Origin of the sequence: Nocardia sp. NPDC057668 (assembly GCF_042799795.1) — a bacterium.
Lineage (GTDB): Bacteria > Actinomycetota > Actinomycetes > Mycobacteriales > Mycobacteriaceae > Nocardia.
Genome location: NZ_JBHVIC010000002.1, coordinates 286823 through 308444, shown reverse-complemented (window position 1 = coordinate 308444; position 21622 = coordinate 286823). Strand labels below are relative to the sequence as shown.

Below are 21622 nucleotides of genomic sequence, written 5' to 3'. Positions count from 1 at the left end.
GTGACGTCGAGGGCAATTCCGGCTCACGTTCGCGCGAGCACGATGGTGACCTTTCGGTTACCCGCGAGATTCAGCGCGCGTCCGGGTATTCGGCGATGAGGGATCCCAGGAAGCAGTCCGCGGCGCGGGCCGCGCGTTCGGAGTCGCCCGCGATGACGGCCTCCACGAGTTCGATGTGCTCGGCGTGGTACGCCTCGCCCGCCTTCTCCGAACGGGACCGGATGCCGGCCTCGATCACCGGCAGCAGCGAGTCGTAGAACTCGAGGTACACCGCGTTGTGGCTGGCGACCACGATGGCGCGGTGCAACTGCACGTCGGCCTCGATGGCGGTCGCGAGATCGTCGTCCCAGGCGATCCGGCGTTCTTCCAGCAGCCGTTGCAGATTGGCGATGTCACCGGCGTCGCGGCGGCGCGCGGCCAGGGCGGCGGCGGTGGTGTCCAGGGCCTGGCGCAGTTCGAGGATGTCGCGCTGGTGGGCGTCGGCGAAGTATTCGGTGAGCGCTCCGCCGAGGGTGGAGGTGGAGATGACGTAGGTGCCCGAGCCCTGGCGGCGTTCGACCATGCCGGCGTGCACGAGCGCCTGGACGGCCTCGCGCACGGTGTTACGACCGGTGCCGGTGAGCTCGGTGAGCTCGGGCTCGGTGGGGATCCGCGAGCCGACAGGCCAACGGCCGGAACGGATTTCGGCACGAAGCTGCTCTGTCACCTGGGCGATGAGGCTCGTGCGCCGGACTGGTTGCACGTGGGACAGCGTACCGTGCCTCACATTCTTTGCATCACATCATCGGGTCATCCTATGATTTCGTGGTGACTGCGACGCTGAATACCTCGACGTCCCGCGAACGGGCCCTTGCCGCTGCCGGCCCGCAGCGGCCGCTCGCCGACCCGTCGAGGCCGGATCCGGCGCCCTCCGCACGTAAACGTTCCCTGCTCGAAGGCAGGCTGCTGGTCCTGGCGGCGATCATCATGTCCGCGCTCACCCTGCGCGTCGCGGTCACCGCCTTCACCCCGCTGGCCGCGCAGATCGGCGACTCGATGGGGTATTCCACCGCCGTCGTCGGCGTCTTCGGCATGCTCCCGACCGCCATGTTCGCCCTCGCGGGCCTGCTGACCCCGCTGCTGACCCGCCGGCTCGGGCTCGAGCGCACGGTCCTGCTCGCCATGGTCATGACCGGCGTGGGCACCCTGATCCGCGCGATCGTGCCCGCCACCTGGGAACTGCTGGCTTTCTCGGCGCTGGCGCTGACCGGTATGGGCATCGGCAACGTGGTGATCCCGCCGCTGGTGAAGCGGTACTTCTCCGATCGGCTGGCGCTGCTCAGCTCCCTCTACATCGTCATGGTGCAGCTGGGCACGGTGGTGCCCGCGCTCGTCGCCGTGCCCGTCGCCGAGGCGCACGGCTGGCGAATCTCCCTGGGACTGTGGGCGATCCTGGCCTTCGCCGCGGTGCTGCCGTGGCTGGGCGTGCTGCGGATCCGCCGCGATCACGCGCGCGCGGACAGCACCGAACTGCCGCCGGAGCCGCTCGAGGCCACCGGCAAGGTGTGGCGCTCGCCCCTGGCCTGGGGCATGGCGCTGATGTTCGGCATGACCTCGCTGATCACCTATTCCATGTTCACCTGGATGCCGACGATCTTTTCCGACGCCGGGGCCAGCGCCTCCTTCGGCGGCAGCATGGTCGGCATCTTCGCCCTCATCGGCTTGGTCGCCGCCCTGAGCGCGCCCATCGTGGTGGGCAAGATGCGCAATCCCTTCCCGGTCGTGATCGGCTGCGCCATCAGCTTTTTCGCCGGTTTCGCGGGGCTGCTGGTCGCGCCCATGGCGGCCCCGCTGGTGTGGGTGGTGCTGCTGGGCCTGGGTCCCTCGACCTTCCCGATGGCCCTGACGCTGATCAATCTGCGCACCCGCACCTCGGCCGGTTCGGCGGCGCTCTCGGGCTTCACCCAGGGCGTCGGCTACTCCGTGGCATGCCTGGGACCGCTGGCGTTCGGCGTCCTGCATTCGGTTACCCACGGTTGGCTGGCCCCGTTCGCCTTCCTGTCGGCGGCGGTGCTGGTGCTGCTGGGCGGGGCCTGGATCGCGTGCAAGCCGAGCATGCTCGAGGACACCTGGCACTGATTTCACGTTTCGAGTTGCCGACCCGTGAGGTAGCGCGCATGCTGTGTGGCGGCGCTTACACCTCACGGGTCGCGGTGACGTATGTGGGCTCTTGGTGACACCCGGAAACTCTTGTGTCACACGGCGGAAACAAACCCATCGTTCTCACCTCGATATCCGGGTAATCGTGAGCAACCGTTGATTTAACGGTCATTTCGCGCAGCATTGCGGCAATACCGGTTTCCTACCTTGAAGTCATCCAGATTTCAGGAGGGCCGCTTTGAAGACGCTGACGCGTAATCGCGACATCGAGCACTGGGATGCCGAGGACATCGACGCCTGGGAAGCCGGTGGTAAGGACATCGCGCGCCGCAATCTGATCTGGTCGGTCTTCGCCGAGCACATCGGCTTCTCGGTCTGGACCATCTGGTCGGTCATGGTGCTGTTCATGCCCGCCGACGTGTTCCACATCGACACCCCGGGCAAGTTCTTCCTGGCCGCGGTGCCGACCCTGGTCGGCGGCGTCATGCGGATTCCGTACACCGTGGCGACCGCGAAGTTCGGCGGCCGCAACTGGACCATCGTCAGCGCGCTGGCGCTGCTGATCCCGGTGCTGCTGACGCTGTTCTTCATCAACCGCCCGGGCACCTCGTACACGACGTTCCTGATCATCGCGGCCTTCGCGGGCCTGGGTGGCGGCAACTTCTCCTCGTCGATGTCCAACATCAACGTCTTCTTCCCGCAGCGGCTCAAGGGCTGGGCGCTGGGCATGAACGCCGGCGGCGGCAACATCGGCGTCCCGGTGATCCAGCTGATCGGCCTCGCGGTCATCGCCACCCTGGGCAACGCCTACGGCAACGCCTCGATCGTGTGCGGTATCTACCTGGTGCTCATCGTGATCGCGGCCCTGGGCGCGGCGCTGAACATGGACAACGTCAAGAATCAGAAGGCCGACCTGTCCTTCATGATCACCGCGCTCAAAGTGCCGCAGTCCTGGGCCATCGCCTTCCTGTACATCGGCACCTTCGGTTCGTTCATCGGTTACAGCTTCGCCTTCGGCCAGGTGCTGCAGATCAACTTCAAGGCCGGTGGCGCCACCGCCGCCGATGCCGTGCTGCACGCCGCCTCGATCGCCTTCATCGGCCCGCTGCTGGGTTCGCTGGCCCGCCCCTACGGCGGCAAGTGGGCCGACCGGATCGGCGGCAGCCGGGTGGCGCTGTACATGTTCGGCTGCATGACCGCGGCGACCGCCCTGGTCGCGACTGCCAGCGCCATCGGGGACAACGCGGGCCGCCCGACCGGCGGCGTGCTGACCGCCATGATCGTCGGCTTCGTCGCGCTGTTCATCATCTCCGGCCTCGGCAACGGCGCGGTCACCAAGATCATCCCTTCCGTGTTCGAGGCGAAATCCCGCGGCATCCAGGGTGATTCGGCGACGCGCTCGGCATGGGCGCAGAACTGCTCGGGTTCGCTCATCGGCTTCGTCGGCGCCATCGGCGCGCTCGGCGGCGTGGGCATCAACCTGGTGCTGCGCTCCTCGTACTCCGCCACCGCCTCGGCCACCACCGCCTTCTGGGTGTTCATGGCCTTCTACGTGGTCTGCGCCGCGGTCTGCTGGACGGTCTTCGTCCGCCGCCCGAGCCTGCGCGCCCGCTCTTCCGACCCCGATGTCGTGGTCGAGGCCGAAGCCCTCGTGCTCGAGGCCGAAGCCGCACCGTCCACCTCCTCGGCCCGGGCCTGACCCGTTCCCCATCTCGAAAGGACTGTCATGACGAACACAGTCGAACGTAAGACCGCGGTTGTCGTCGGCCACGGAATGGTGGGACACCGGTTCGTGGAGGCGCTGCGCTCCCGCGACGAGGCGAACGCCTGGCAGGTCATCGTGCTGAGCGAGGAACCGCTCGCCGCCTACGACCGGGTGGGCCTGTCCTCCTACGTCGGGGTGTGGGAGAGCTCGGCGCTGGCGCTGGCCGGAAACGACTATCCCGGTGACGATCTCGTCGAGGTCCGGCTGGGCTGCAAGGCCGAGGCCATCGACAAGGCGACCCGCAAGGTCACCACCTCGGCCGGCGACATCATCGGCTACGACGCACTGGTGCTGGCCACCGGTTCGTACGCCTGGGTGCCCCCGGTGCCCGGCGGCGACGCCGCCGAATGCTTCGTCTACCGCACCCTCGAGGACCTGGACGGCATCCGCGCCACCGCCGAAGCGGCCGGTCCCGGCGCGGTCGGCGTGGTCGTCGGCGGCGGCCTGCTCGGCCTGGAGGCGGCCAACGCGCTGCGCCTGCTCGGCATGACCCCGCACGTGGTCGAGTACAACAAATGGCTGATGCCCGCCCAGATCGACGAGGGCGGCGGCGCGATCCTGGAGCAGCTGGTCACCGAGCTGGGCCTGGTCGTGCACACCGGCGTGGGCACCTCTGCCATCGAATCCCGCCCGGACGCACCGCTTTCCGAGCGGCTCGAGGTCACCTTCTCGGACGAGTCGACGCTCTCGGCCGCCATGGTCGTCTTCGCCGCGGGTATCCGTCCCCGCGACGAGATCGCCCGCACCGCCGAGATCGAGGTCGGCCCCCGCGGCGGCATCATCACCGATCTGGGGCTGCGCACCTCGGATCCGAACATCTACGCCATCGGCGAGGTCGCCGCCATCGAGGGCGTCTGCTACGGCCTGGTCGCCCCCGGGTACAGCACCGCCGAGGTGGTCGCGGACCGCCTGCTCGGCGGCGCGGGGGAGTTCCCCGGCGCGGATCTGTCCACCAAGCTCAAGCTGCTGGGCGTGGATGTGGCCAGCTTCGGCGACGCGCACGCCAAGACCGAGGGCGCGCTCTCGGTGGTGCTGCACGACGCCGCCAAGGGCACCTACGCCAAGCTCGTCGTCTCCGACGACGCCCAGACGCTGCTCGGCGGCATCCTGGTCGGCGACGCCACCCAGTACTCGGCGCTGCGTCCCCTGGTGGGCCGCCCGCTCCCGGCCGAGCCCGCGGCGCTGATCTCGCCCGCCGGTGCGGAACTGGGCGCGGACGCGCTGCCGGACGACGCGCAGATCTGCTCGTGCAACAACGTCTCCAAGGGCGCGATCTGCGGCGCCATCGCCGACGGCGCCTGCGACGTGCCCGCGGTCAAGAGCTGCACCAATGCCGGAACCTCTTGCGGCGGTTGCGTTCCCATGCTCAAGAAGCTGCTCGAGCAGTCGGGTGTGGCGCAGTCCAAGGCGCTGTGCGAGCACTTCTCGCAGTCGCGCGCCGAGCTGTTCCACATCGTGCAGTCCACCGGCATCCGCACCTTCTCGGGCCTGATCGCCAAGCACGGCACCGGCACCGGCTGCGATATCTGCAAGCCGACCGTGGCCTCGATCCTGGCCTCCACCTCGAGCGATCACATCCTGGACGGCGAGCAGGCCGCGCTGCAGGACACCAACGATCACTTCCTGGCCAACCTGCAGAAGAACGGCACCTACTCGGTGGTGCCGCGCATGCCCGGCGGTGAGGTGACCGCCGATCAGCTCATCACCATCGGCCAGGTCGCCAAGGAATTCGACCTGTACGTCAAGGTCACCGGCGGTCAGCGCATCGACCTGTTCGGCGCGCGCGTGGAGCAGCTGCCGCTGATCTGGCAGCGCCTGGTCGACGTGGGCATGGAATCGGGCCACGCGTACGGCAAGTCGCTGCGCACGGTGAAGTCCTGCGTCGGCTCGACCTGGTGCCGGTACGGCCAGCAGGACTCGGTCGGCATGGCCGTGCTGCTCGAAAAGCGTTACCGCGGTCTGCGTTCCCCGCACAAGATCAAGCTGGCCGTCTCGGGCTGCGCGCGCGAATGCGCCGAGGCCCGCGGCAAGGACGTCGGCGTCATCGCCACCGAGCACGGGTGGAACCTGTACGTCGGCGGCAACGGCGGCCTGACCCCCAAGCACGCGGTGCTGCTGGCCGGCGAGCTGGACGACGCGACCCTGATCAGCTACATCGACCGCTACCTCATGTTCTACGTCCGCACCGCGGACCGCCTGCAGCGCACCGCGCCGTGGCAGGAGGCCCTCGAGGGCGGGCTGGACTACCTCAAGGCCGTGGTGTGCGAGGACAGCCTGGGCATCGCCGAGGATCTGGAAGCCGCCATGGAGCGCCACGTGGCCGGCTACCAGGACGAGTGGGCGGCCGTGCTCGAGGACGAGGGCAAGCTCTCGCGCTTCGTGTCCTTCGTCAACGCCCCGGAGGAGTCCGATCCCACCATCGGCTTCGACGACAGCGGCGAACGCAAGGTCCCGGTGCTGCTGGGCCTGCCCGCCGTACCGGTTACGCCTGCTCCCTGACCAGCGCCGCGACCGGGACTGTGACGAAGCAGTTCCGGTCGCCACGTCGGGGAAATGACCGCTTAACCGCATGGAAACAGGACGTCGGTACCAATAGGTCAGGACGTTCGGAGGAGAGTTACCGATGACCGTGATCGACACACCAGGCACCGCGACCAGCGTTACCGGCTGGACCCCGGCTTGCCGATTGGATTACCTCATTCCCGGCCGCGGCGTGGCGGTGTTGCTGAAGGGCGGCCAGCAGGCCGCTCTGTTCCTGCTGGCGGACGGAACCCTGTACGCCGTGGGCAATATCGATCCGTTCGGACGGGCTGCGGTGATGTCGCGCGGCATCGTCGGTGACCGAGCGGGGGTGCCCGTGGTGGCCTCTCCGCTGCTCAAGCAGGCGTTCTCGCTGATCGACGGGCGCTGCCTGGACGACGACGGCGTGGCGCTGCCGGTCTACGCCGTCCGCGTGGTCGATGGTGTTGTCGCACTGTCGAATTCGGCGCTGGAGTTTCCCGGATCCCCGGACGGTCCGGCATGACCGAGGTCGACGCGGGTACCCCGCTGGCCGGCTTCACGATCGGGATCACCGCGGCGCGCAGGGCCGATGAACTGGGCACCCTGCTCGCTCGCCGCGGCGCCAATATCGTTACCGCACCGGCGATTCGAATCATTCCACTGGCCGACGACACCGAACTCGAGCGCGTCACGCGCCAGCTGGTGGCCGATCCGCCGCAGATCACCGTCGCCACCACCGGCATCGGCTTCCGCGGCTGGATGGAGGCCGCCGAGGGCTGGGGCCTGGCCGAGGACCTGCGCGCCACCCTGGCCTCGACCCGCATGCTGGCCCGCGGTCCCAAGGCCAAGGGCGCGATCCGCGCCGCCGAGCTGCGCGAGGAGTGGTCGCCCGCCTCCGAGTCCTCCGCCGAGGTGCTCGATCACCTGCTGGCCCAGGGCGTCGAGGGCGTGCGGATCGCGGTGCAGCTGCACGGCGCGACCACCGAGTGGGAACCGGTTCCGGACTTCTGCGAGGTGCTGCGCTGCGCGGGCGCGGACGTGGTGCCGGTGCCGGTCTACCGCTGGACCCCGCCGCAGGATCGCACACCCATGGATCGCCTCATCGAGGCCATCGTCACCGCCGGCATCGACTGCGTGACCTTCACCAGCGCGCCTGCGGTGGCCTCGCTGCTCATGCGCGCCAAGGAAACCGGGCTGCTCGAGCCGGTGTTGCACGCCCTGCGCGGGCGGGTGCTGGCGGCCTGCGTCGGCCCGATCACCGCGGCTCCGCTGGAGGAGCTGGGCGTCTCGACCTCCATGCCGGGCCGTGCCCGCCTGGGTGCGCTCGCCCGGCACGTGGCCGAGGAACTGCCCCGGCGCGCCAATCGAATTCAGGCCGCCGGGCACATCCTGAGCGTGCGCGGCGCGTGCGTGGTGGTGGACGGGCAGGTCCGCCAGCTCGCCCCCGCTCCGATGGCGCTGATGCGCTCGCTGGCGCGTCAGCCCGGCCGGGTGGTCTCGCGCGAGGATCTGCTGGCGGCGCTGCCCGGTGGTGGCGACGACACGCACGCGGTGGAGACCGCCATCGCGCGCCTGCGCGCCGGTCTGGGCACGCCCAAGGCCATTCAGACGGTGGTCAAGCGCGGCTACCGGCTCGCGCTGGATCCGGCCGAATGCATCGACAATTCGCGCCCCGTGGTCAGTGCGCCCGCGGCTCCCGTGGCGCGACAGCCTTTTCCGCCGCGCACCTCGAACTTCGCCCGGCAGGATCTGCCCGGCCGCGGTCCGTCCGCGCGCCCGGCCGAGCCCCCGGTGACCGGGGCCGCCCGCCCCGCGCATCCGGCCCCGCCGGTGAGCGGATCCGGGGTTCCGGTACGCGCCACCCGGCCCGCACCGGTCGCGGGGGCGTGGTGAACGCCCCGGCCCTGGTGCTGGTCGCACACGGCACCAGGAGCACCCGGGGTGTGCAGATGATCGCCGCGCTCGCCGAGGCGGTGTCGCACGAGCTGGCCGCGCGGGCGTCCGGTGCCGCATTCGGGGCGGCATCGGGGCCCGCGCGTGGCTCGCTGGTGCGCACCGCGTTCGTCGACGTGCTCGGCCCCTCACCGGCCGAGGTGCTCGGTGATCTGGGATCGGTTCCCGCCGTGGTGGTTCCGGCCTTCCTGGCCTCGGGTTACCACGTCTACCAGGATGTGCCGCGCGAGGTGGCGGCGAGCGCGCACGACGCGGTCGCGGTCACCCCGGCGATGGGCCCGGATCCGGCGCTGGCGGCGGTCATGCGCATGCGTTTGCGCGCGGCCGGCTGGCGGCCCGGTGACGCGGTGGTCTTCGCCGCCGCGGGTTCCTCCGATCCCCGTGCGCGCCAGGACGTCCGGCGGGCGGCCGGGCTGCTCGCGGAGCAGATCGGCGCCCCGGTCCGGCTGGCCTACATCGCCACCGGCGAGCCCCGGGTGCCCGAGGTGGTGGCCGAACTGCGGGCCGCGGGCGCGCAGCGCGTCTTCATCGCCTCGTACCTGCTCGCGCACGGGCTGTTCCACGAGCGCCTGCACGCGGCGGGCGCGGACGGGGTCGCCGAACCCATCGGCGTGCATCCCGCCATCGTCAGTTTGCTGATCGATCGCTACCTGGCCGGCGCCGAACAGGTGACCACCGTTCGCGCGGCCTGATCGAATCGCCTGAATCTCCGATTGTTGGTGCTTTCCACGGTGCCGTGGCACTGTGCGAGAAGTAAATTCGATAACGCTCGGAGGCTCCCTGGTGAAAAAGCTCGTTGTGACAGCAGGTTTGATCGTGGGTTGTGCCGCGGGGTCTTTCGCCCCCGCCGCGGCCGCGCCCGCGGTGGATCCCTGGGATCCGCTGGCCGCCTGCAAGATCACCGGACTCACCGACTCGGACTGCAGCGGGCAGACCCTGGCCGAGGATCCGGCCACGGCGACCAGCCCGATGGCGGGCTTCGGCTATTCAGGTTCCGCCGCGCGCACCAACTGATCGCGCTCGGCGCTGTCACTTACGGGCCGGTCTCCGACGGGAGACCGGCCCGTTGCGCGTCGCCGGGCGGATTCCGGGCCGCGGGCGTCCCGCTGAGCGAGCCTGTGCCGCCCGTACCGCCCCCGATCCGGCCAGGATGGCCGCATGTCGGTCGAACACCCTGCCCGCCGCGCCGGACTCGCCTCCCAGGCCGCGGTGCGCGCCCGGAACAAGACCGCGTGGCTGGCGCTGTTCGCCGCCGATGCCCGGGTAGAGGATCCGATCGGCGTCTCGCCCTACGATCCGGTGGGCGCGGGCCACGCCGGCCCGGAGGCCATCGCGGCCTTCTGGGAGCTGGCGATCGCGCGGAGCGTCATCGACTTCCGGATGACCGATTCCTTCGCCTGCGGGCAGGAGGTCGCCTTCGTCGGGACCATTCGCAGCGAGCGGGACGGCCGGGCCGTGGAGGTGGACGGTGTGTTCACCTACCGGGTGAATTCGGCGGGCCTGATCGTGGCGCTCCGCGCTTTCTGGGAATTGAAACAAGCACGAATCACATTGTTGCCGAATTAGTCTCGCTGTGAATTTGCTGGCGTCTGCAGTGCCGGATACCAGATATCGGTGAGCACGGTCGCCGCCTCGTCCGCGGAGACATCGATGGTGCCCTGCATCGCCCAGCGCGTGAAGAACCGCTCGAGCTGGGCCACCAGCAGTTCGATGCGCAGCCGCGCCTCGTCCTGGCGATCGGCCGGCCAGCGCGAGAGATACGCGGTCATCACGTTGGGTACCGCGAGAATGCCCTCGCGCGCCACCTCCCGGAACTCGGGTTCCAGGGCCGTGGCCTCGTCCCAGGCGGGCAGTAGATCCTTGTACTCCTGGAACCAGTCGATGGAGCGCCGCATCCAGGCCGCGAACTCGGTGCGCGAGCCCGATTCCAGCACGTGGTCCAGGTCCTCGTAGAAGTACTGCACGCTCGGCAGCGCGCCCTGTTCGGCGATCGCGCGCAGCACATCGGATTTGCCGTTGAAATGCAGATAGAAGGTCGCCCGGCTGCATCCGACCGCCGCGGCGATGTCGTCCACCCGGATCGGCGCGTACCCCTGGGTCGTGAACAGCCCTTTCGCGGCCTCGATGAGGCGGGTGCGCGTCAGGCGCTTCTGCTCGTCGCGCAGCGAGGTGCGCCGGGTGCTCTGTGCCGCCGCGGGCACGGTCTCGGGTGCCGGTTCGGTCTGCATGGGTGTTCGGCCGCCTTGGTCGGATGCTCGAAAGCCATCGGTGTGATGGCCTTTTCCGCTGCTCGAGTCTACGTCTGTCCGGGTCACGCCCCCGATAGTAGACGTTTGTAGATTCACTAGACACCATGTCTAGCGACTGCTAGCGTGTGTGTCACATCACGTCCGGCAGGGGATTGTGACCCAATTCCGGAACAGCCGAAGCAGGAGAAGTAATTGACTACCCGAGAGTTGCCCAGGGTGTGCGTCATCGGCGCGGGCCCGTCCGGCATCACCGCCGCCAAGCGCCTCGCCGAGTACGGCATCCCGTTCGATTGCTACGAGGCCTCCGACGAGGTCGGCGGCAACTGGTACTTCAAGAACCCGAACGGCATGTCGGCCTGCTACCAGAGCCTGCACATCGACACCTCGAAGTTCCGGCTGGCCTTCGAGGACTACCCGGCCCCGGCGGAATGGCCGGACTTCCCGCATCATTCCCAGTTGCACGAGTACTTCCGGGACTACGTCGATCATTTCGGCATCCGGGACCGAATCATCTTCAACACCAAGGTGATCGGCGCCAAGCGGGACGCCGCGGGCCTGTGGGTGATCACCACGGACACCGGGCGCACCGAGACCTACGACGTACTGCTGGTCTGCAACGGCCACCACTGGGATCCCCGGATGCCGGACTACCCCGGCGAATTCGACGGCGTCCTGATGCATTCGCACGCCTACAACGACCCGTTCGACCCGATCGACATGCGCGGCAAGCGCATCGTCGTGGTCGGCATGGGCAATTCGGGGCTCGACATCGCCAGCGAGCTGTCCCAGCGCTTCATCGCCTCGAAGTTCTTCCTGTCCGCCCGGCGCGGGGTCTGGGTGCTGCCCAAGTACGTCAACGGCAAGGTGGGCGACAAGTCCTCGTTGCCGCCGTGGATGCCGCCGAAGCTGGGTCTCAAGCTCAAGCAGCGATTCGTGGTCAAGAACCGCGGCAACATGGAGGACTACGGCCTGCCCAAGCCCGATCACCTGCCGTTCGAGGCGCACCCCTCGGCCAGTGAGGAGTTCCTGCACCGGGCCGGGTGCGGCGACATCGACTTCAAGCCGGCCATCACCCGCCTGGACGGCGACCGCGTGCACTTCGCGGACGGCAGCGTGGAGGAGGTCGATGTGATCGTCTGCGCCACCGGCTATCACATCTCCTTCCCGTTCTTCTCCGAGCCGGACCTGGTGCCCGACTCCCGGAACCGGATCCCGCTGTACCGGCACATGATCAAGCCCGGGGTGGACAATCTGTTCTATCTCGGTCTGGCGCAGCCGATGCCGACGCTGGTGAACTTCGCCGAACAGCAGTCCAAGCTCATCGCCGCCTACCTCACGGGCAACTACCACCTGCCCTCGGACGTGGAGATGAACGAGGCGATCCGCATGAACGAGCAGGCCCGCAGCGGGCGCTACTACGATTCGCCCCGCCACACCATCCAGACCGAATTCGAGCCCTATGTAAGGGATTTGGAGCGAGAGATGGCCCGCGGCGCGAAGCGCGCCGCGGCCGAGAACTACGCGTTGCCCGTCCCGCCGCGTGCGGCCGCGCGGGTCTGAGGGGATACCGATCATGACTGTGGTTTCGGGCTATTGCTCCGATGAATTCGCCGCCGTGCGAGCGGCTTTCACCGAACAGGTGGAGTCCGGCGCGGAATTGGGCGCGTCGGTGTGCGTCGTGGTGGACGGCGAACCGGTGGTGGATCTGTGGGGCGGCCACGCCGACCCGGAACGGACCGTGCGCTGGGGTGCGGACACCCTGGTCAACACCTTCTCCATCACCAAGACCATGACGGCGCTGTGCGCGCTGCTGCTGGTCGATCGCGGTGAGCTGGACGTCTTCGAGAAGGTGGCGCACTACTGGCCGGAGTTCGCGGCCGGCGGCAAGGGCGATATCGAAGTGCGGCACCTGCTCTCGCACACCTCCGGGGTGTCCGGCTGGGAAGCGCCCATCGAGATCGCCGACATCTACGATCTGGGGCCGTCCACCGCGCGGCTGGCCGAGCAGGAGCCCTGGTGGGAGCCCGGCAGCGCCTCGGCGTATCACGCGCTGAACTACGGGCATCTGATCGGCGAGCTGGTGCGGCGCATCACCGGGCGCACCCTCGGGCAGTTCTTCGCCGCGGAACTGGCGGGCCCGCTGGGGGCTGATTTCCACATCGGCACCGGCCCCGAGCATTTCGATCGCATCGCGACCCTCATTCCGCCGGAGTTGCCGGAGTTCGATCAGTCGCTGCTGCCGCAGGACAGCGTCATGTACAAGACGCTGTTCCAGCCGCTGCTGGACTTCGCCGAATGCGGGCGGCCCGGCTGGCGGCAGGCGGAGAACGGCGCGGTCAACGGTCACGGCAACGCGCGGTCCATCGCGCGGGTGCAGTCGCTCATCAGTAACGGCGGGGAGCTGAGCGGCCGGAAGTTCTTGTCGGCCAAGACCATCGACCTCATCTTCGAGCAGCAGGCCGAGGGGGTCGACCTGGCGATCATGCTGCCGCTGCGGTTCGGCATCGGCTACGGCCTGCCGCAGGCGCAGACCGCGCCGACCGTGCCCGACGGCCGGGTGTGCTGGTGGGGCGGCCTCGGCGGGGCCATGGTGGTCAACGACCTGGATCGACGGATCACCTTCGCCTACGCCATGAATCGCATGGCCACCGGCCTGATCGGCTCCGAACGCGCCGACGCCTACCTGAACGCCACCTTCCGCTGATGTTCGCCTTCACCACCCGAGGATTGATCCATGACGCAAGCCGTTGACCTCCAAGCACTCGCGGCGCAGATCGCCGCGAAGCTCACCGGACCGGGCGGGCCGTTCGAGATGACCGTCGAGCCGGTGCTCGGCGCGACCATTCCGGTGTTCCGGAACCGCCGCCGCTCGCTGCTCGAGGTGCTCGACGATTCGCGAGCGCTGGGTGACCGCGACTATCTGGTCTCCGGGGACACCCGGGTGACCTTCGCCGAGCATCACGCGGCGGCGGGCGCGCTGGCCGCCGCCCTGGCCGGGCGCTACGGCATCGGCAAGGGTGATCGCATCGGCATCCTGGCGGCCAACACCCCCGAATGGGTGCTGACCTTCTGGGCCGCGCAGCGGCTGGGCGCGATCCCGGTCGGCTACAACGCCTGGTGGGCGCCGCAGGAGATCACCTACGGCCTCGCGCACACCGAGCCGAAGGTCGTGATCGCCGACGCCAAGCGGGCCGCGCTGCTCGCCGAGAGCGGTGCGAGCGTGCCGGTGCTCACCATGGAGACCGATCTGCCCGCGCTGGTCGCCGAATTCGCCGGCGAGCTTCCGGAAACCACCGTGGGCGAGGACGATCCGGCCTGCATCCTGTACACCAGCGGCACCACCGGCCGCCCCAAGGGCGTGGTGCACTCGCATCGGAACATGGTGGCGGTCAGCGACTATCACCGCTTCACCGACGCCCTGGCCGCCGGCTTCCGCGGCCTGCCCTGGGACGGTTCGCCCACCAGCCGCCGCTTCCTGACCACCTCGCCGCTGTTCCACATCGCGAGCCTGCACAACCTGGTGATCCCGCGCCTGCGCACGGGCGATGCCGTCATCTTCCAGACCGGCGCGTTCGAGGCGGAGCGGGTGCTCGGCCTCATCGAATCCGAACGCATCACCAACTGGGGCGCGGTGCCCACCATGGCCAGCCGCCTGCTGGACGCGGACCTGGAGCGGTACGACCTCACCTCGCTCGCGGCGTTCTCGCTCAATGCCGCGCCGTCCTCGCCCGCCCTGCAGGCCCGTCTGCGCGAGCGCCTCCCCGTGGCGCAGGTCGCCCTGACCACCAGCTACGGCTGCACCGAGAGCGGCACCGCCGCGACGGTGGCCACGCCGCCCGAGCTTGTGGCGCGGCCGGAGACCGTGGGCCGCCCCATCATCGGTGTGGCGGTGGAGATTCGCGATCCCGAGGGCACGGTGGTGCCGGACGGTGTCGAGGGCGAGATCTGCATCCGCAGCGCCTACGTCATGCTCGGCTACTGGAACGACGACGTCGCCACCGGCGCGAGCATCGACGAGAACCGCTGGCTGCGCACGGGCGACTTCGGCTTCCTGTCCGAGGGCAGGTTGCAAATGGCCGGGCGGCGTTCGGATCTGATTCTGCGCGGCGGCGAGAACGTCTATCCCACCGAGATCGAGAACGCCCTGGACGAGCATCCGCTGGTGCAGGAGTCCGCCGTGATCGGCGTCCCGCACGAGGATCTCGGGCAGGAGGTGGCCGCCGTCGTGGTGGTGGCCGATCCGGAAGCGGTCACCGTGGACGAACTGCGGGACCACGTGGCCAAGCGCCTGGCGTACTTCAAGGTGCCCGCGCGCTGGCTCGTCACCGCGGATGCCCTGCCGCGCAACGCCACCGGCAAGGTGCTGCGCCGAGAACTGTCCGTGGGGGAGTGAAAAACCATGTACGACATCCTCATCAAGGGCGGGCGCTGGTTCGACGGCACCGGCGCGCCGTCGGCCGTGCGCGATATCGGCATCCGTGACGGCCGGGTCGCCGATATCGGCAGCGGCCTGGACGACTCCGGCTGCGGCCGCGTCATCGACGCGGCCGGGCAGTGGGTGATGCCCGGCATGCTGGACATCCACACCCACTACGACGTGGAAGTGCTGCTGGACCCGTCGTTGTCGGAGTCGGTGCGGCACGGCGTGACCACGATCCTGCTCGGTTCGTGCTCGCTGTCCACCGTGCATGTCGACGGTCCCGACGCCGGAGATCTGTTCGGCCGGGTGGAGGCCATCCCGCGCAAGCACGTGGTGGAGGCGATGGACGGGCTCAAGACCTGGCAGAGCGCGCACGGCTATGTGGCGGCGCTCGAGTCGCTGCCGTTGGGCGCGAATCTCGCGGCGTTCATCGGGCATTCGGATATTCGCGCCGCGCAGATGGGTCTGGATCGCTCCACCCGGCCCGATGTTCGGCCGACCGAGGCCGAGCTGAAAGCCATGGAGCACAAGCTCTCCGAGGCCCTCGATGCGGGATTCGTGGGGATGTCGTCACAGCAGTTGCTGTTCGACAAGCTGGACGGCGAGGTGTGCCGTTCACGCACCCTGCCCTCGACCTACGCCACGGCCAAGGAACGGCGACGGCTCAATCGCATTCTGCGCGAACGTAATCGGGCGCTCCAGGGTGGTCCCGACGTGCCGCGCCCGCAGAGTCTGATCGCCATGGTGGCCAGTTCGCTGGGTATCGGGCGGCCGAATCTGAAGGTCAGTCTGCTCTCGGCCGCCGATATCAAGGCGATTCCGGGTGTGGTGCACATCTTCCCGCTGCTGGCCAAGATCGTGAACCGGCTCGGCGGCAACTTCCGCTGGCAGCATCTGCCGGTCCCGTTCGAGGTCTACTCCGACGGCATCGACCTGCCCGTCTTCGAGGAGTTCGGTTCCGGCGCGGCGGCCCTGCACCTGTCCAACCAGCTCGACGAGCGGCGCGACCTGCTGGCCGATCCGGAGTACCGGCGCTGGTTCCGCAAGGACTACGACAAGAAGTACGGTCCGCGCGTATGGCACCGCGACTTCTTCGACGCCGAGATCACCGAATGCCCCGACGCGAGTGTCATCGGGAAGACCTTCGGGCAGGTCGGCCTCGACCGGGGTGGTCTGCACCCGGTGGACGCCTTCCTGGATCTGGTGGTGGAGCACGGTCCCAAAGTGCGCTGGCACACCACCATCTCCAATCACCGTCCCGAGGTCCTCGATCGGCTGGCCGCGGATCCCGGTGTGCAACTCGGGTTCTCGGACGCCGGCGCGCATCTGCGCAATATGGCCTTCTACAACTTCGGGTTGCGGCTGCTCGAGCGCGTGCACCGCGCCGAACAGGCGGGCACGCCGTTCATGACCGTCGAGCACGCCGTGCACCGTCTCACCGGTGAGCTCGCGGACTGGTACGACCTGGATGCCGGACATCTGCGCGCGGGCGATCGCGCCGACGTGGTGATCGTGGATCCCGCCCGGCTCGACGACTCCCTCGCGGCCTACGCCGAGAGCGTGGTGCCCGAGTACGACAACCTCTCCCGCATGGTCAACCGCAACGACGCCACCGTCACCGCGGTGCTCGTCAACGGCGAGTACGTCTTCGGCCGCGGCGAGAAGTCGCCGCACCTGGGCGAGCGGCGCACCGGCCGGTTCCTGCGCGCGGGCCGGCGCTGACCCGGCCCGGTTCCCCCGCGGGCGGCGAAATTTACCGACCAGCATCAGTTTCCGGTCCGGGTGTGCGTCGGCGCGCACCCGGACCCGAGGAAGAGAGCACAATGAGTACTGCGAGATTCGGCGGCAAAGTAGCCGTCGTGACCGGCGCCGCCTCCGGCATCGGTTCGTCCCTGGCCACCGCCCTGGTCGCCGAGGGCGCGTCGGTGATCGGCCTGGACATCGACGAGCCCGGGCTGGGGAAGAAGGCGGCCGAACTCGGCGACGCGTTCGTTCCCGTGACCGCCGACGTCACGGCCGAGGCACAGGTGGCCGCCGCGATAGGCGTCGCGGCCGAACGCTTCGGCCGTCTCGACGCGGCGTTCAACGTCGCGGGCGGCTCCCGGATCGGCGCGATCACCGATATGGCCGAGGCCGATTGGGATTTCACCGTCGACCTGGTGCAGAAGAGCGTGTTCCTGTGCACCAAACACGAGGCCCGCCTGATGCGCGACAGCGGCAACGGCGGTGCGATCGTGAACATCTCGTCCCTGGACGGCCGCATCCCGATGCCCGGCGGCAGCCCCTACGCCACCGGCAAGGCGGGCGTGGTGATGTTCTCCAAGAACGCCGCCCTGGAACTGGCGCCGCATCGCATCCGGGTGAACTCGGTGCTGCCGGGCCTGGTGGACACCCCGCTGGTGGCGGCGGTCATGGCGTACGAGCCCGCGAAACAGATGTTCCTGGAGCGCATTCCGCTGGGCGTGGCGGCGACCCCGGAGCAGATCACCGCCCCCTGCCTGTTCCTGGCCTCGGATGACGCTTCCTACATCACGGGCACCGAGCTGGTGGTGGACGGCGGCTGGGAGATCAGCAACTTCCCGAATCTGGCGAAGCTCGCCGGGAGCTGATCGGAGCCGTCGCGGGGGATCGGCCGTGTGCCGATTCCCCGCACCGCGCGGCCTCACACCCGGTGCCGCCCCCGCAACCGATGAAGGTTGCCCACCGGCACCCGCCGAAACTCGCGCCCGTTCGCGAAGACCGAAGACACCTCCCGGCCCCCGCGCGCCGGCTCCCGGGTGTCAGCCGTCCCCATCCAGGCGGCGAACACCACAGCGGCACAGCAGAATCCGACAACGACAAGCTCGACCACACCCGCCATGTGGATACCTCCTCGGCTCCGGTGCCCCGCTACCGGTAGAACCGCCCCCGCGCGGCCAACGTCCGCCGCCCCCGCTCGGTGATCTGCCACACCCCCACCCCACCCCGCATCCGTCCGAGGATGAGCCCCCGCGCGCTCAGCTTGGACACCGCGTTGCGCGTCCGCCAGGCGGTCAGCGCCGCCGCGTCCGCAAGACTCTCGACCGTGAGAAGCCCACCCGGGTCGAGCGATTCGAGTACCGCGATCTGTGCTTTGTCGAGCCTGCTGGTGAATGTCATGGGTAAACGGTGAGTCGCGCACCGACACTCTGACCCCGGGAGTGGCGAGTTCGCGAAATTGATGTGAAAGCCCAGCAGACTTCCCATTCGGGCCTACCGTTTTTCTTGGATCGAGAAGAATTGTCGGACCTGGTGAGAGGACAGGGAGATGGGGGACGGCGAGTCAGAGGACACGGGGACCACGTTGCCACGTCGGCAGTTGGGCAGATTGCTGCGCGAGGAACGCTCGGCTACCGGAATGAATTTGGAGCAGGCTGCCGCGCTGGTTCAATGGAGTCGGCCCACGCTGAGCCGTCTCGAGCGGGGTGAGACCGCGAGAATCAGACTCACGGACGTGCTGGCGCTGTGCGAGGCGTACGGCATGTCTGCTGAGACAACGGCCGTCGCGAGGGGATACGCGGAGCAGGTACCGGCAAAGACATGGTGGCACGGCTACGGCGACCTGATTCCGGTGTGGGCCAATGTCTACGTTGGGTTGGAATCCAGCGCAACCGTATTGACGATCTTCCAACCACTGGTAATGCACGGACTGCTGCAAACAACCGACTATGCGCGGTCTCTCGACCGGCTCTTCTTTCGGGATCACACGGAAGCCGAACTCGACCGACGCATTCAAATCCGAAGTCAGCGGCAGCATGCATTGACTCGGGCCCACGAGCCGACACGGACGCTGGTGGTTCTCCACGAGAGCGTGCTGAGAACGGTTGTGGGAGACCCGCACATCATGTCGGCGCAGTGTCGGCACGTCGCCGATATCTCAACGCACGACAACATCGACCTTCGGGTGATGCCGTTCCGAGCGGGTGCGCCACTCGGCGCGGCGGTACCGCCTTTCACGATCATGGACTTCGCCCGTGTTACCCCGGGTAAGCGGCAGCAGGAACCCTCCCAGGTCTATTGCGAGGGCTACGCGGGTAGTGCCTACTTGGAGAAGCGAACGGATGTTCTGTTGTTTCGCCAGGCATTCCAGAAGCTCCAAGAGGAAAGCCTGGACGCTCGTTCGAGTCGCGACCTGGTGCGAGAAATAGCGAGGAGACACGAGAGTGAACGATGATGTGGCCCATACTCGGTGGTTCAAATCCAGCTTCAGTCAGGGAGGCTCGGACTGCGTCGAAGTTGCTTTCCTGGCAAGTGGCGAGGTTGGTGTGCGCGACTCCAAGTGCCCCTCCGGCCCGTCTCTGACCTTCACGCCCGGACAGTGGGAGGCATTCACCGCGAGTATCTGGGCGGGGGAGTTGTTAGGGGAGTGAGACATTGAGCGTTGAGCCGGACCGCACCGAGTGGTTCAAGTCCACCTACAGTGCCGGAGGTCAGGAATGCGTCGAAGTCGCCTTCCATCCCGGTGGCGAAGTCGGCGTGCGTGACTCGAAGGACCGTGGCGGTCCGGCGTTGACCTTCGGTCCGCGAGCCTGGGACGCGTTCACCGCTGCATTGCGCGCCGGGAACTTCGGGTAGCCGGGGCGGCGGCTCACCGGTCGTTCACCGAGCGTTCGTGTTGGCGCAAGGTGGGAGAGGCAATCTCTACTGGTGGGTGTGCGGGCCCCATCGCACATCTCTACCGATCGAATCGGCCGGAGTTCGCGATGACTGAAACGCCTGTCGCACATGCCTCGAACCCGTCCTCGGGGCTCAGCCCCGATGTTCAGGTCGCCCTGCAGCGGGTCACCACCCGCCTGAACACCGAATTCACCGAACTGGTGGCCGCCGAGACCGTGGACGCCACGGTGCAGTCGGCCTACGAGTACATCGCCAGGGAAGCGAAGGTGGAAGCCTTCCTGCCGCTGCTCGCCGAGCGTATCGCCCGAAAAAGACTGCGGGAGAGCATGACCTGAGCAGCACGCGAAACCTGACGCGCGGTACGCGGCGGTGTGGTGTACGAACCCCCGTCGGGTATCGCGCTTTTTCGTGTAAGCACCGAAAAGTGTCGTGTTCGGCGGCTAACGTCAAGGAGGTGGGACACGGCGGGGATGACTCAGGGCGGATCGGTTCTCTACGAAGAGATTTCGATGTCATGTTGGATGCGTGCTGGGAGGAGGTGGAGGGGACCGCCTCGGGGGAGTTGCTGGCGGCACTGCATGATCCGGGGTTGCGGGAACGTCGTATCGACGCGCTGCACTATCTCGAGACGCTGCTCATGCGCGATCTCAGTGTGGCCAAACTGCGGGAGGCGGGTCGCGCCGAGCGGGCCGAATTAGCCGATATGTGGCATCGCACCGAGAGTTTGCGCCTGACCGCGATGGCGCTGGTGCGCGCGGAGGAGCATCCGCTGCGGCGCGAGGGCCCCAAGGGATTCGAGCAGGTGTGCGGCTGGCTGGTGGGGCTGCTGCTGCCGCGCGAATACGAGGCCGCGTTCGGTGAGGCCTCGCTGGAATGCGGTTTGGCTCCCGAACGCACACGGCTCCCCTCGCACGATTGGTGGGCCTGGGCCGTGCGCTACGGCTGGCTCGTGGACACCTCCGGTCCCGCTGCCACACAACTACTTTCACTGCACCAGGACGCTTTCGTCGAGCGGGTACGCCGGGTCATCGCCGGTGAGAACGTTCCCGGATCGGACGATCCCGCGGTGGTGGAGCGCTGGGAGCGCGCGTTCAAGGGCATCGAGGAGGAATTGCGCGCGGATCTCGAAGCCGCGCTGGCCGTGGCGCGGGAGGCGCGTGGCGCGTCCTTCGAACTCGCGCTCACCTGGGTCGCCGAACTCTACGAGGAACTCGCCGACCTGCGCGTGCAGCGCCGGGCGGCGGTGCGGCGCTGTATCGCGATGAAGGACGAGGTCGCGGGCCGCGTCAACGCCGCCACCGATTCGGTGCGCGAGTGGTGCTGCGCCGCGGCGGCCGATCGTATCGCCGAGGAGCACGCCGACCTGTGGGCGCGGGTGCGCACCGTCGTGTGGGAGCACCGGAGCACCTGGGAACGTGCGGGATTCACCTTCACCGTGGACGGCAGCGCGCTCGCCGATCGCCTGCGGCTGGCGGTTCGCGAACATCCGGTTCATCATTCCGCGAGCGACCTGTCCTCCGGCGCGATACCGGTGGTGACCCCCGCGTCCGGTCCGGGCGTGCTCGCCGTGGCCACCGATGCCTCCGGATTCGGCCCGGTGGGCGGCTACGCCTGGGTGACCGCCGACGGCCGCAGCGGCGGCGGCAAATGCGTGGACGGGAAGTCCTCGGTGGAATCCGAGCTGATCGCCATCTGCGAAGCCGCGCTGGCGCCCGAGCTGTCGGATCGCCGGCTGCGCATACTGTCCGATTGTGATCAGGCGGTCGAAGCCGTGAACGCCGCGCTGCGCAATCGTACGGCCAATACGCTCCCGTTCTCGGTGTCCGCCGCCGTCCAGGAGTACGTGCACCGGGCGATCGGGCGCACGATTCCCTTCAGCGCCAAATGGATAGCGGGCCACGACGGCCACCCCCTCAACGAGGAGGCACACCGCCTGGCCCGCGCTGCCCGCTGGTAGCG

At 68.4% G+C, this 21622-nt stretch carries 21 protein-coding genes; 18 read left to right on the top strand and 3 right to left on the bottom strand.

What is annotated here, in order from left to right:
* Nucleotides 1-70: 70 nt before the first annotated feature.
* On the bottom strand, nt 71-742 hold the full coding sequence (locus ACFVBH_RS14285) for an FCD domain-containing protein (RefSeq protein ID WP_354987619.1): 672 nt from the start codon (nt 740-742) through the stop codon (nt 71-73).
* A 224-nt stretch (nt 743-966) separates the two neighbouring features.
* Here ACFVBH_RS14285 and ACFVBH_RS14280 point away from each other — a divergent pair, with 224 nt between their 5' ends.
* The 8 genes from ACFVBH_RS14280 to ACFVBH_RS14245 all read left to right on the top strand — a co-directional run bounded on the left by ACFVBH_RS14280 (nt 967) and on the right by ACFVBH_RS14245 (nt 9925).
* Nucleotides 967-2118: an MFS transporter gene (locus tag ACFVBH_RS14280; RefSeq protein WP_379002776.1), complete on the top strand. Its 1152-nt coding sequence runs from the start codon at nt 967-969 to the stop codon at nt 2116-2118.
* Nucleotides 2119-2377: 259 nt separating this feature from the next.
* Nucleotides 2378-3838, top strand: a complete 1461-nt coding sequence (locus tag ACFVBH_RS14275) for a nitrate/nitrite transporter (protein ID WP_354987618.1) — start codon at nt 2378-2380, stop codon at nt 3836-3838.
* Between the two features lie 27 nt (nt 3839-3865).
* Nucleotides 3866-6403 (top strand): nitrite reductase large subunit NirB, encoded by a 2538-nt coding sequence (nirB, locus tag ACFVBH_RS14270; protein ID WP_379002026.1) that lies wholly within the window; start codon nt 3866-3868, stop codon nt 6401-6403.
* 124 nt (nt 6404-6527) lie between these two features.
* Entirely contained in the window at nt 6528-6929 is a 402-nt protein-coding gene (nirD, locus tag ACFVBH_RS14265) for a nitrite reductase small subunit NirD (RefSeq protein ID WP_354987616.1), read from the top strand.
* Nucleotides 6926-8299, top strand: a complete 1374-nt coding sequence (locus ACFVBH_RS14260) for a uroporphyrinogen-III synthase (protein WP_354987615.1) — start codon at nt 6926-6928, stop codon at nt 8297-8299. Before nirD ends, ACFVBH_RS14260 begins: the two co-directional genes overlap by 4 nt.
* Nucleotides 8296-9051: a sirohydrochlorin chelatase gene (locus ACFVBH_RS14255; RefSeq protein ID WP_379002025.1), complete on the top strand. Its 756-nt coding sequence runs from the start codon at nt 8296-8298 to the stop codon at nt 9049-9051. The genes ACFVBH_RS14260 and ACFVBH_RS14255 overlap by 4 nt, the downstream gene beginning before the upstream one ends.
* Before the next feature lie 91 nt (nt 9052-9142).
* A complete protein-coding gene (locus tag ACFVBH_RS14250; protein ID WP_354987613.1) occupies nt 9143-9373 on the top strand; it encodes a hypothetical protein in 231 nt (76 codons plus the stop codon).
* Nucleotides 9374-9517: 144 nt separating this feature from the next.
* On the top strand, nt 9518-9925 hold the full coding sequence (locus tag ACFVBH_RS14245) for a nuclear transport factor 2 family protein (protein WP_379002024.1): 408 nt from the start codon (nt 9518-9520) through the stop codon (nt 9923-9925).
* On the opposite strand, the gene ACFVBH_RS14240 is transcribed toward ACFVBH_RS14245, so the two are convergent.
* Entirely contained in the window at nt 9922-10587 is a 666-nt protein-coding gene (locus ACFVBH_RS14240; RefSeq protein ID WP_379002023.1) for a TetR/AcrR family transcriptional regulator, read from the bottom strand. The two genes, ACFVBH_RS14245 and ACFVBH_RS14240, sit on opposite strands and share 4 nt — an antisense overlap.
* Before the next feature lie 213 nt (nt 10588-10800).
* Between ACFVBH_RS14240 and ACFVBH_RS14235 the strand changes: the two genes are divergently transcribed.
* The 5 genes from ACFVBH_RS14235 (at nt 10801) to ACFVBH_RS14215 (ending at nt 17637) form a co-directional block, all read left to right on the top strand.
* Nucleotides 10801-12168, top strand: a complete 1368-nt coding sequence (locus tag ACFVBH_RS14235; protein ID WP_354987610.1) for an NAD(P)-binding domain-containing protein — start codon at nt 10801-10803, stop codon at nt 12166-12168.
* Nucleotides 12169-12181: 13 nt separating this feature from the next.
* Complete coding sequence (locus tag ACFVBH_RS14230; RefSeq protein ID WP_354987609.1) at nt 12182-13312, top strand: serine hydrolase domain-containing protein; 1131 nt, start codon at nt 12182-12184, stop codon at nt 13310-13312.
* Between the two features lie 30 nt (nt 13313-13342).
* The gene (locus ACFVBH_RS14225) at nt 13343-15001 is read left to right on the top strand and encodes a class I adenylate-forming enzyme family protein (protein WP_379002022.1); all 1659 of its coding nucleotides are present in this window, start codon (nt 13343-13345) and stop codon (nt 14999-15001) included.
* A gap of 6 nt (nt 15002-15007) precedes the next feature.
* Nucleotides 15008-16750 carry a hypothetical protein gene (locus ACFVBH_RS14220; protein ID WP_354987607.1) on the top strand — a complete coding sequence of 581 codons (1743 nt, stop codon included), beginning with the start codon at nt 15008-15010 and terminating at the stop codon, nt 16748-16750.
* 101 nt (nt 16751-16851) lie between these two features.
* The gene (locus ACFVBH_RS14215) at nt 16852-17637 is read left to right on the top strand and encodes an SDR family NAD(P)-dependent oxidoreductase (RefSeq protein ID WP_379002021.1); all 786 of its coding nucleotides are present in this window, start codon (nt 16852-16854) and stop codon (nt 17635-17637) included.
* 280 nt (nt 17638-17917) lie between these two features.
* Here ACFVBH_RS14215 and ACFVBH_RS14210 read toward each other — a convergent pair whose 3' ends face one another.
* Nucleotides 17918-18166, bottom strand: coding sequence for a hypothetical protein (locus tag ACFVBH_RS14210; RefSeq protein ID WP_354987605.1), 249 nt, complete (start codon nt 18164-18166; stop codon nt 17918-17920).
* A 148-nt stretch (nt 18167-18314) separates the two neighbouring features.
* On the opposite strand from ACFVBH_RS14210, the gene ACFVBH_RS14205 reads away from it, so the two are divergent.
* From ACFVBH_RS14205 to ACFVBH_RS14185, 5 genes are all read left to right on the top strand, one after another.
* Nucleotides 18315-19220, top strand: coding sequence for a helix-turn-helix domain-containing protein (locus ACFVBH_RS14205; protein WP_379002020.1), 906 nt, complete (start codon nt 18315-18317; stop codon nt 19218-19220).
* Complete coding sequence (locus ACFVBH_RS14200; protein WP_379002019.1) at nt 19210-19416, top strand: DUF397 domain-containing protein; 207 nt, start codon at nt 19210-19212, stop codon at nt 19414-19416. The genes ACFVBH_RS14205 and ACFVBH_RS14200 overlap by 11 nt, the downstream gene beginning before the upstream one ends.
* 4 nt (nt 19417-19420) lie before the next feature.
* Nucleotides 19421-19621, top strand: a complete 201-nt coding sequence (locus tag ACFVBH_RS14195; protein WP_379002018.1) for a DUF397 domain-containing protein — start codon at nt 19421-19423, stop codon at nt 19619-19621.
* 128 nt (nt 19622-19749) lie between these two features.
* A complete protein-coding gene (locus ACFVBH_RS14190; protein WP_354987602.1) occupies nt 19750-19998 on the top strand; it encodes a three-helix bundle dimerization domain-containing protein in 249 nt (82 codons plus the stop codon).
* Nucleotides 19999-20177: 179 nt separating this feature from the next.
* A complete protein-coding gene (locus tag ACFVBH_RS14185) occupies nt 20178-21620 on the top strand; it encodes an RNase H family protein (RefSeq protein WP_354987601.1) in 1443 nt (480 codons plus the stop codon).
* Nucleotides 21621-21622 lie beyond the last annotated feature (2 nt).

What these genes read in the sequence shown, in the direction of transcription:
- ACFVBH_RS14210 (WP_354987605.1), bottom strand. Translation starts at nt 18,166, where the DNA reads ATGACATTCACCAGCAGGCTCGACAAAGCACAGATCGCGGTACTCGAA.
- ACFVBH_RS14205 (WP_379002020.1), top strand. Translation starts at nt 18,315, where the DNA reads ATGGGGGACGGCGAGTCAGAGGACACGGGGACCACGTTGCCACGTCGG.
- ACFVBH_RS14280 (WP_379002776.1), top strand. Translation starts at nt 967, where the DNA reads ATGTCCGCGCTCACCCTGCGCGTCGCGGTCACCGCCTTCACCCCGCTG.
- ACFVBH_RS14185 (WP_354987601.1), top strand. Translation starts at nt 20,178, where the DNA reads ATGTTGGATGCGTGCTGGGAGGAGGTGGAGGGGACCGCCTCGGGGGAG.
- ACFVBH_RS14230 (WP_354987609.1), top strand. Translation starts at nt 12,182, where the DNA reads ATGACTGTGGTTTCGGGCTATTGCTCCGATGAATTCGCCGCCGTGCGA.
- ACFVBH_RS14225 (WP_379002022.1), top strand. Translation starts at nt 13,343, where the DNA reads ATGACGCAAGCCGTTGACCTCCAAGCACTCGCGGCGCAGATCGCCGCG.
- ACFVBH_RS14245 (WP_379002024.1), top strand. Translation starts at nt 9,518, where the DNA reads ATGTCGGTCGAACACCCTGCCCGCCGCGCCGGACTCGCCTCCCAGGCC.
- ACFVBH_RS14190 (WP_354987602.1), top strand. Translation starts at nt 19,750, where the DNA reads ATGACTGAAACGCCTGTCGCACATGCCTCGAACCCGTCCTCGGGGCTC.
- ACFVBH_RS14240 (WP_379002023.1), bottom strand. Translation starts at nt 10,587, where the DNA reads ATGCAGACCGAACCGGCACCCGAGACCGTGCCCGCGGCGGCACAGAGC.
- ACFVBH_RS14260 (WP_354987615.1), top strand. Translation starts at nt 6,926, where the DNA reads ATGACCGAGGTCGACGCGGGTACCCCGCTGGCCGGCTTCACGATCGGG.
- ACFVBH_RS14215 (WP_379002021.1), top strand. Translation starts at nt 16,852, where the DNA reads ATGAGTACTGCGAGATTCGGCGGCAAAGTAGCCGTCGTGACCGGCGCC.
- nirB (WP_379002026.1), top strand. Translation starts at nt 3,866, where the DNA reads ATGACGAACACAGTCGAACGTAAGACCGCGGTTGTCGTCGGCCACGGA.
- ACFVBH_RS14220 (WP_354987607.1), top strand. Translation starts at nt 15,008, where the DNA reads ATGTACGACATCCTCATCAAGGGCGGGCGCTGGTTCGACGGCACCGGC.
- nirD (WP_354987616.1), top strand. Translation starts at nt 6,528, where the DNA reads ATGACCGTGATCGACACACCAGGCACCGCGACCAGCGTTACCGGCTGG.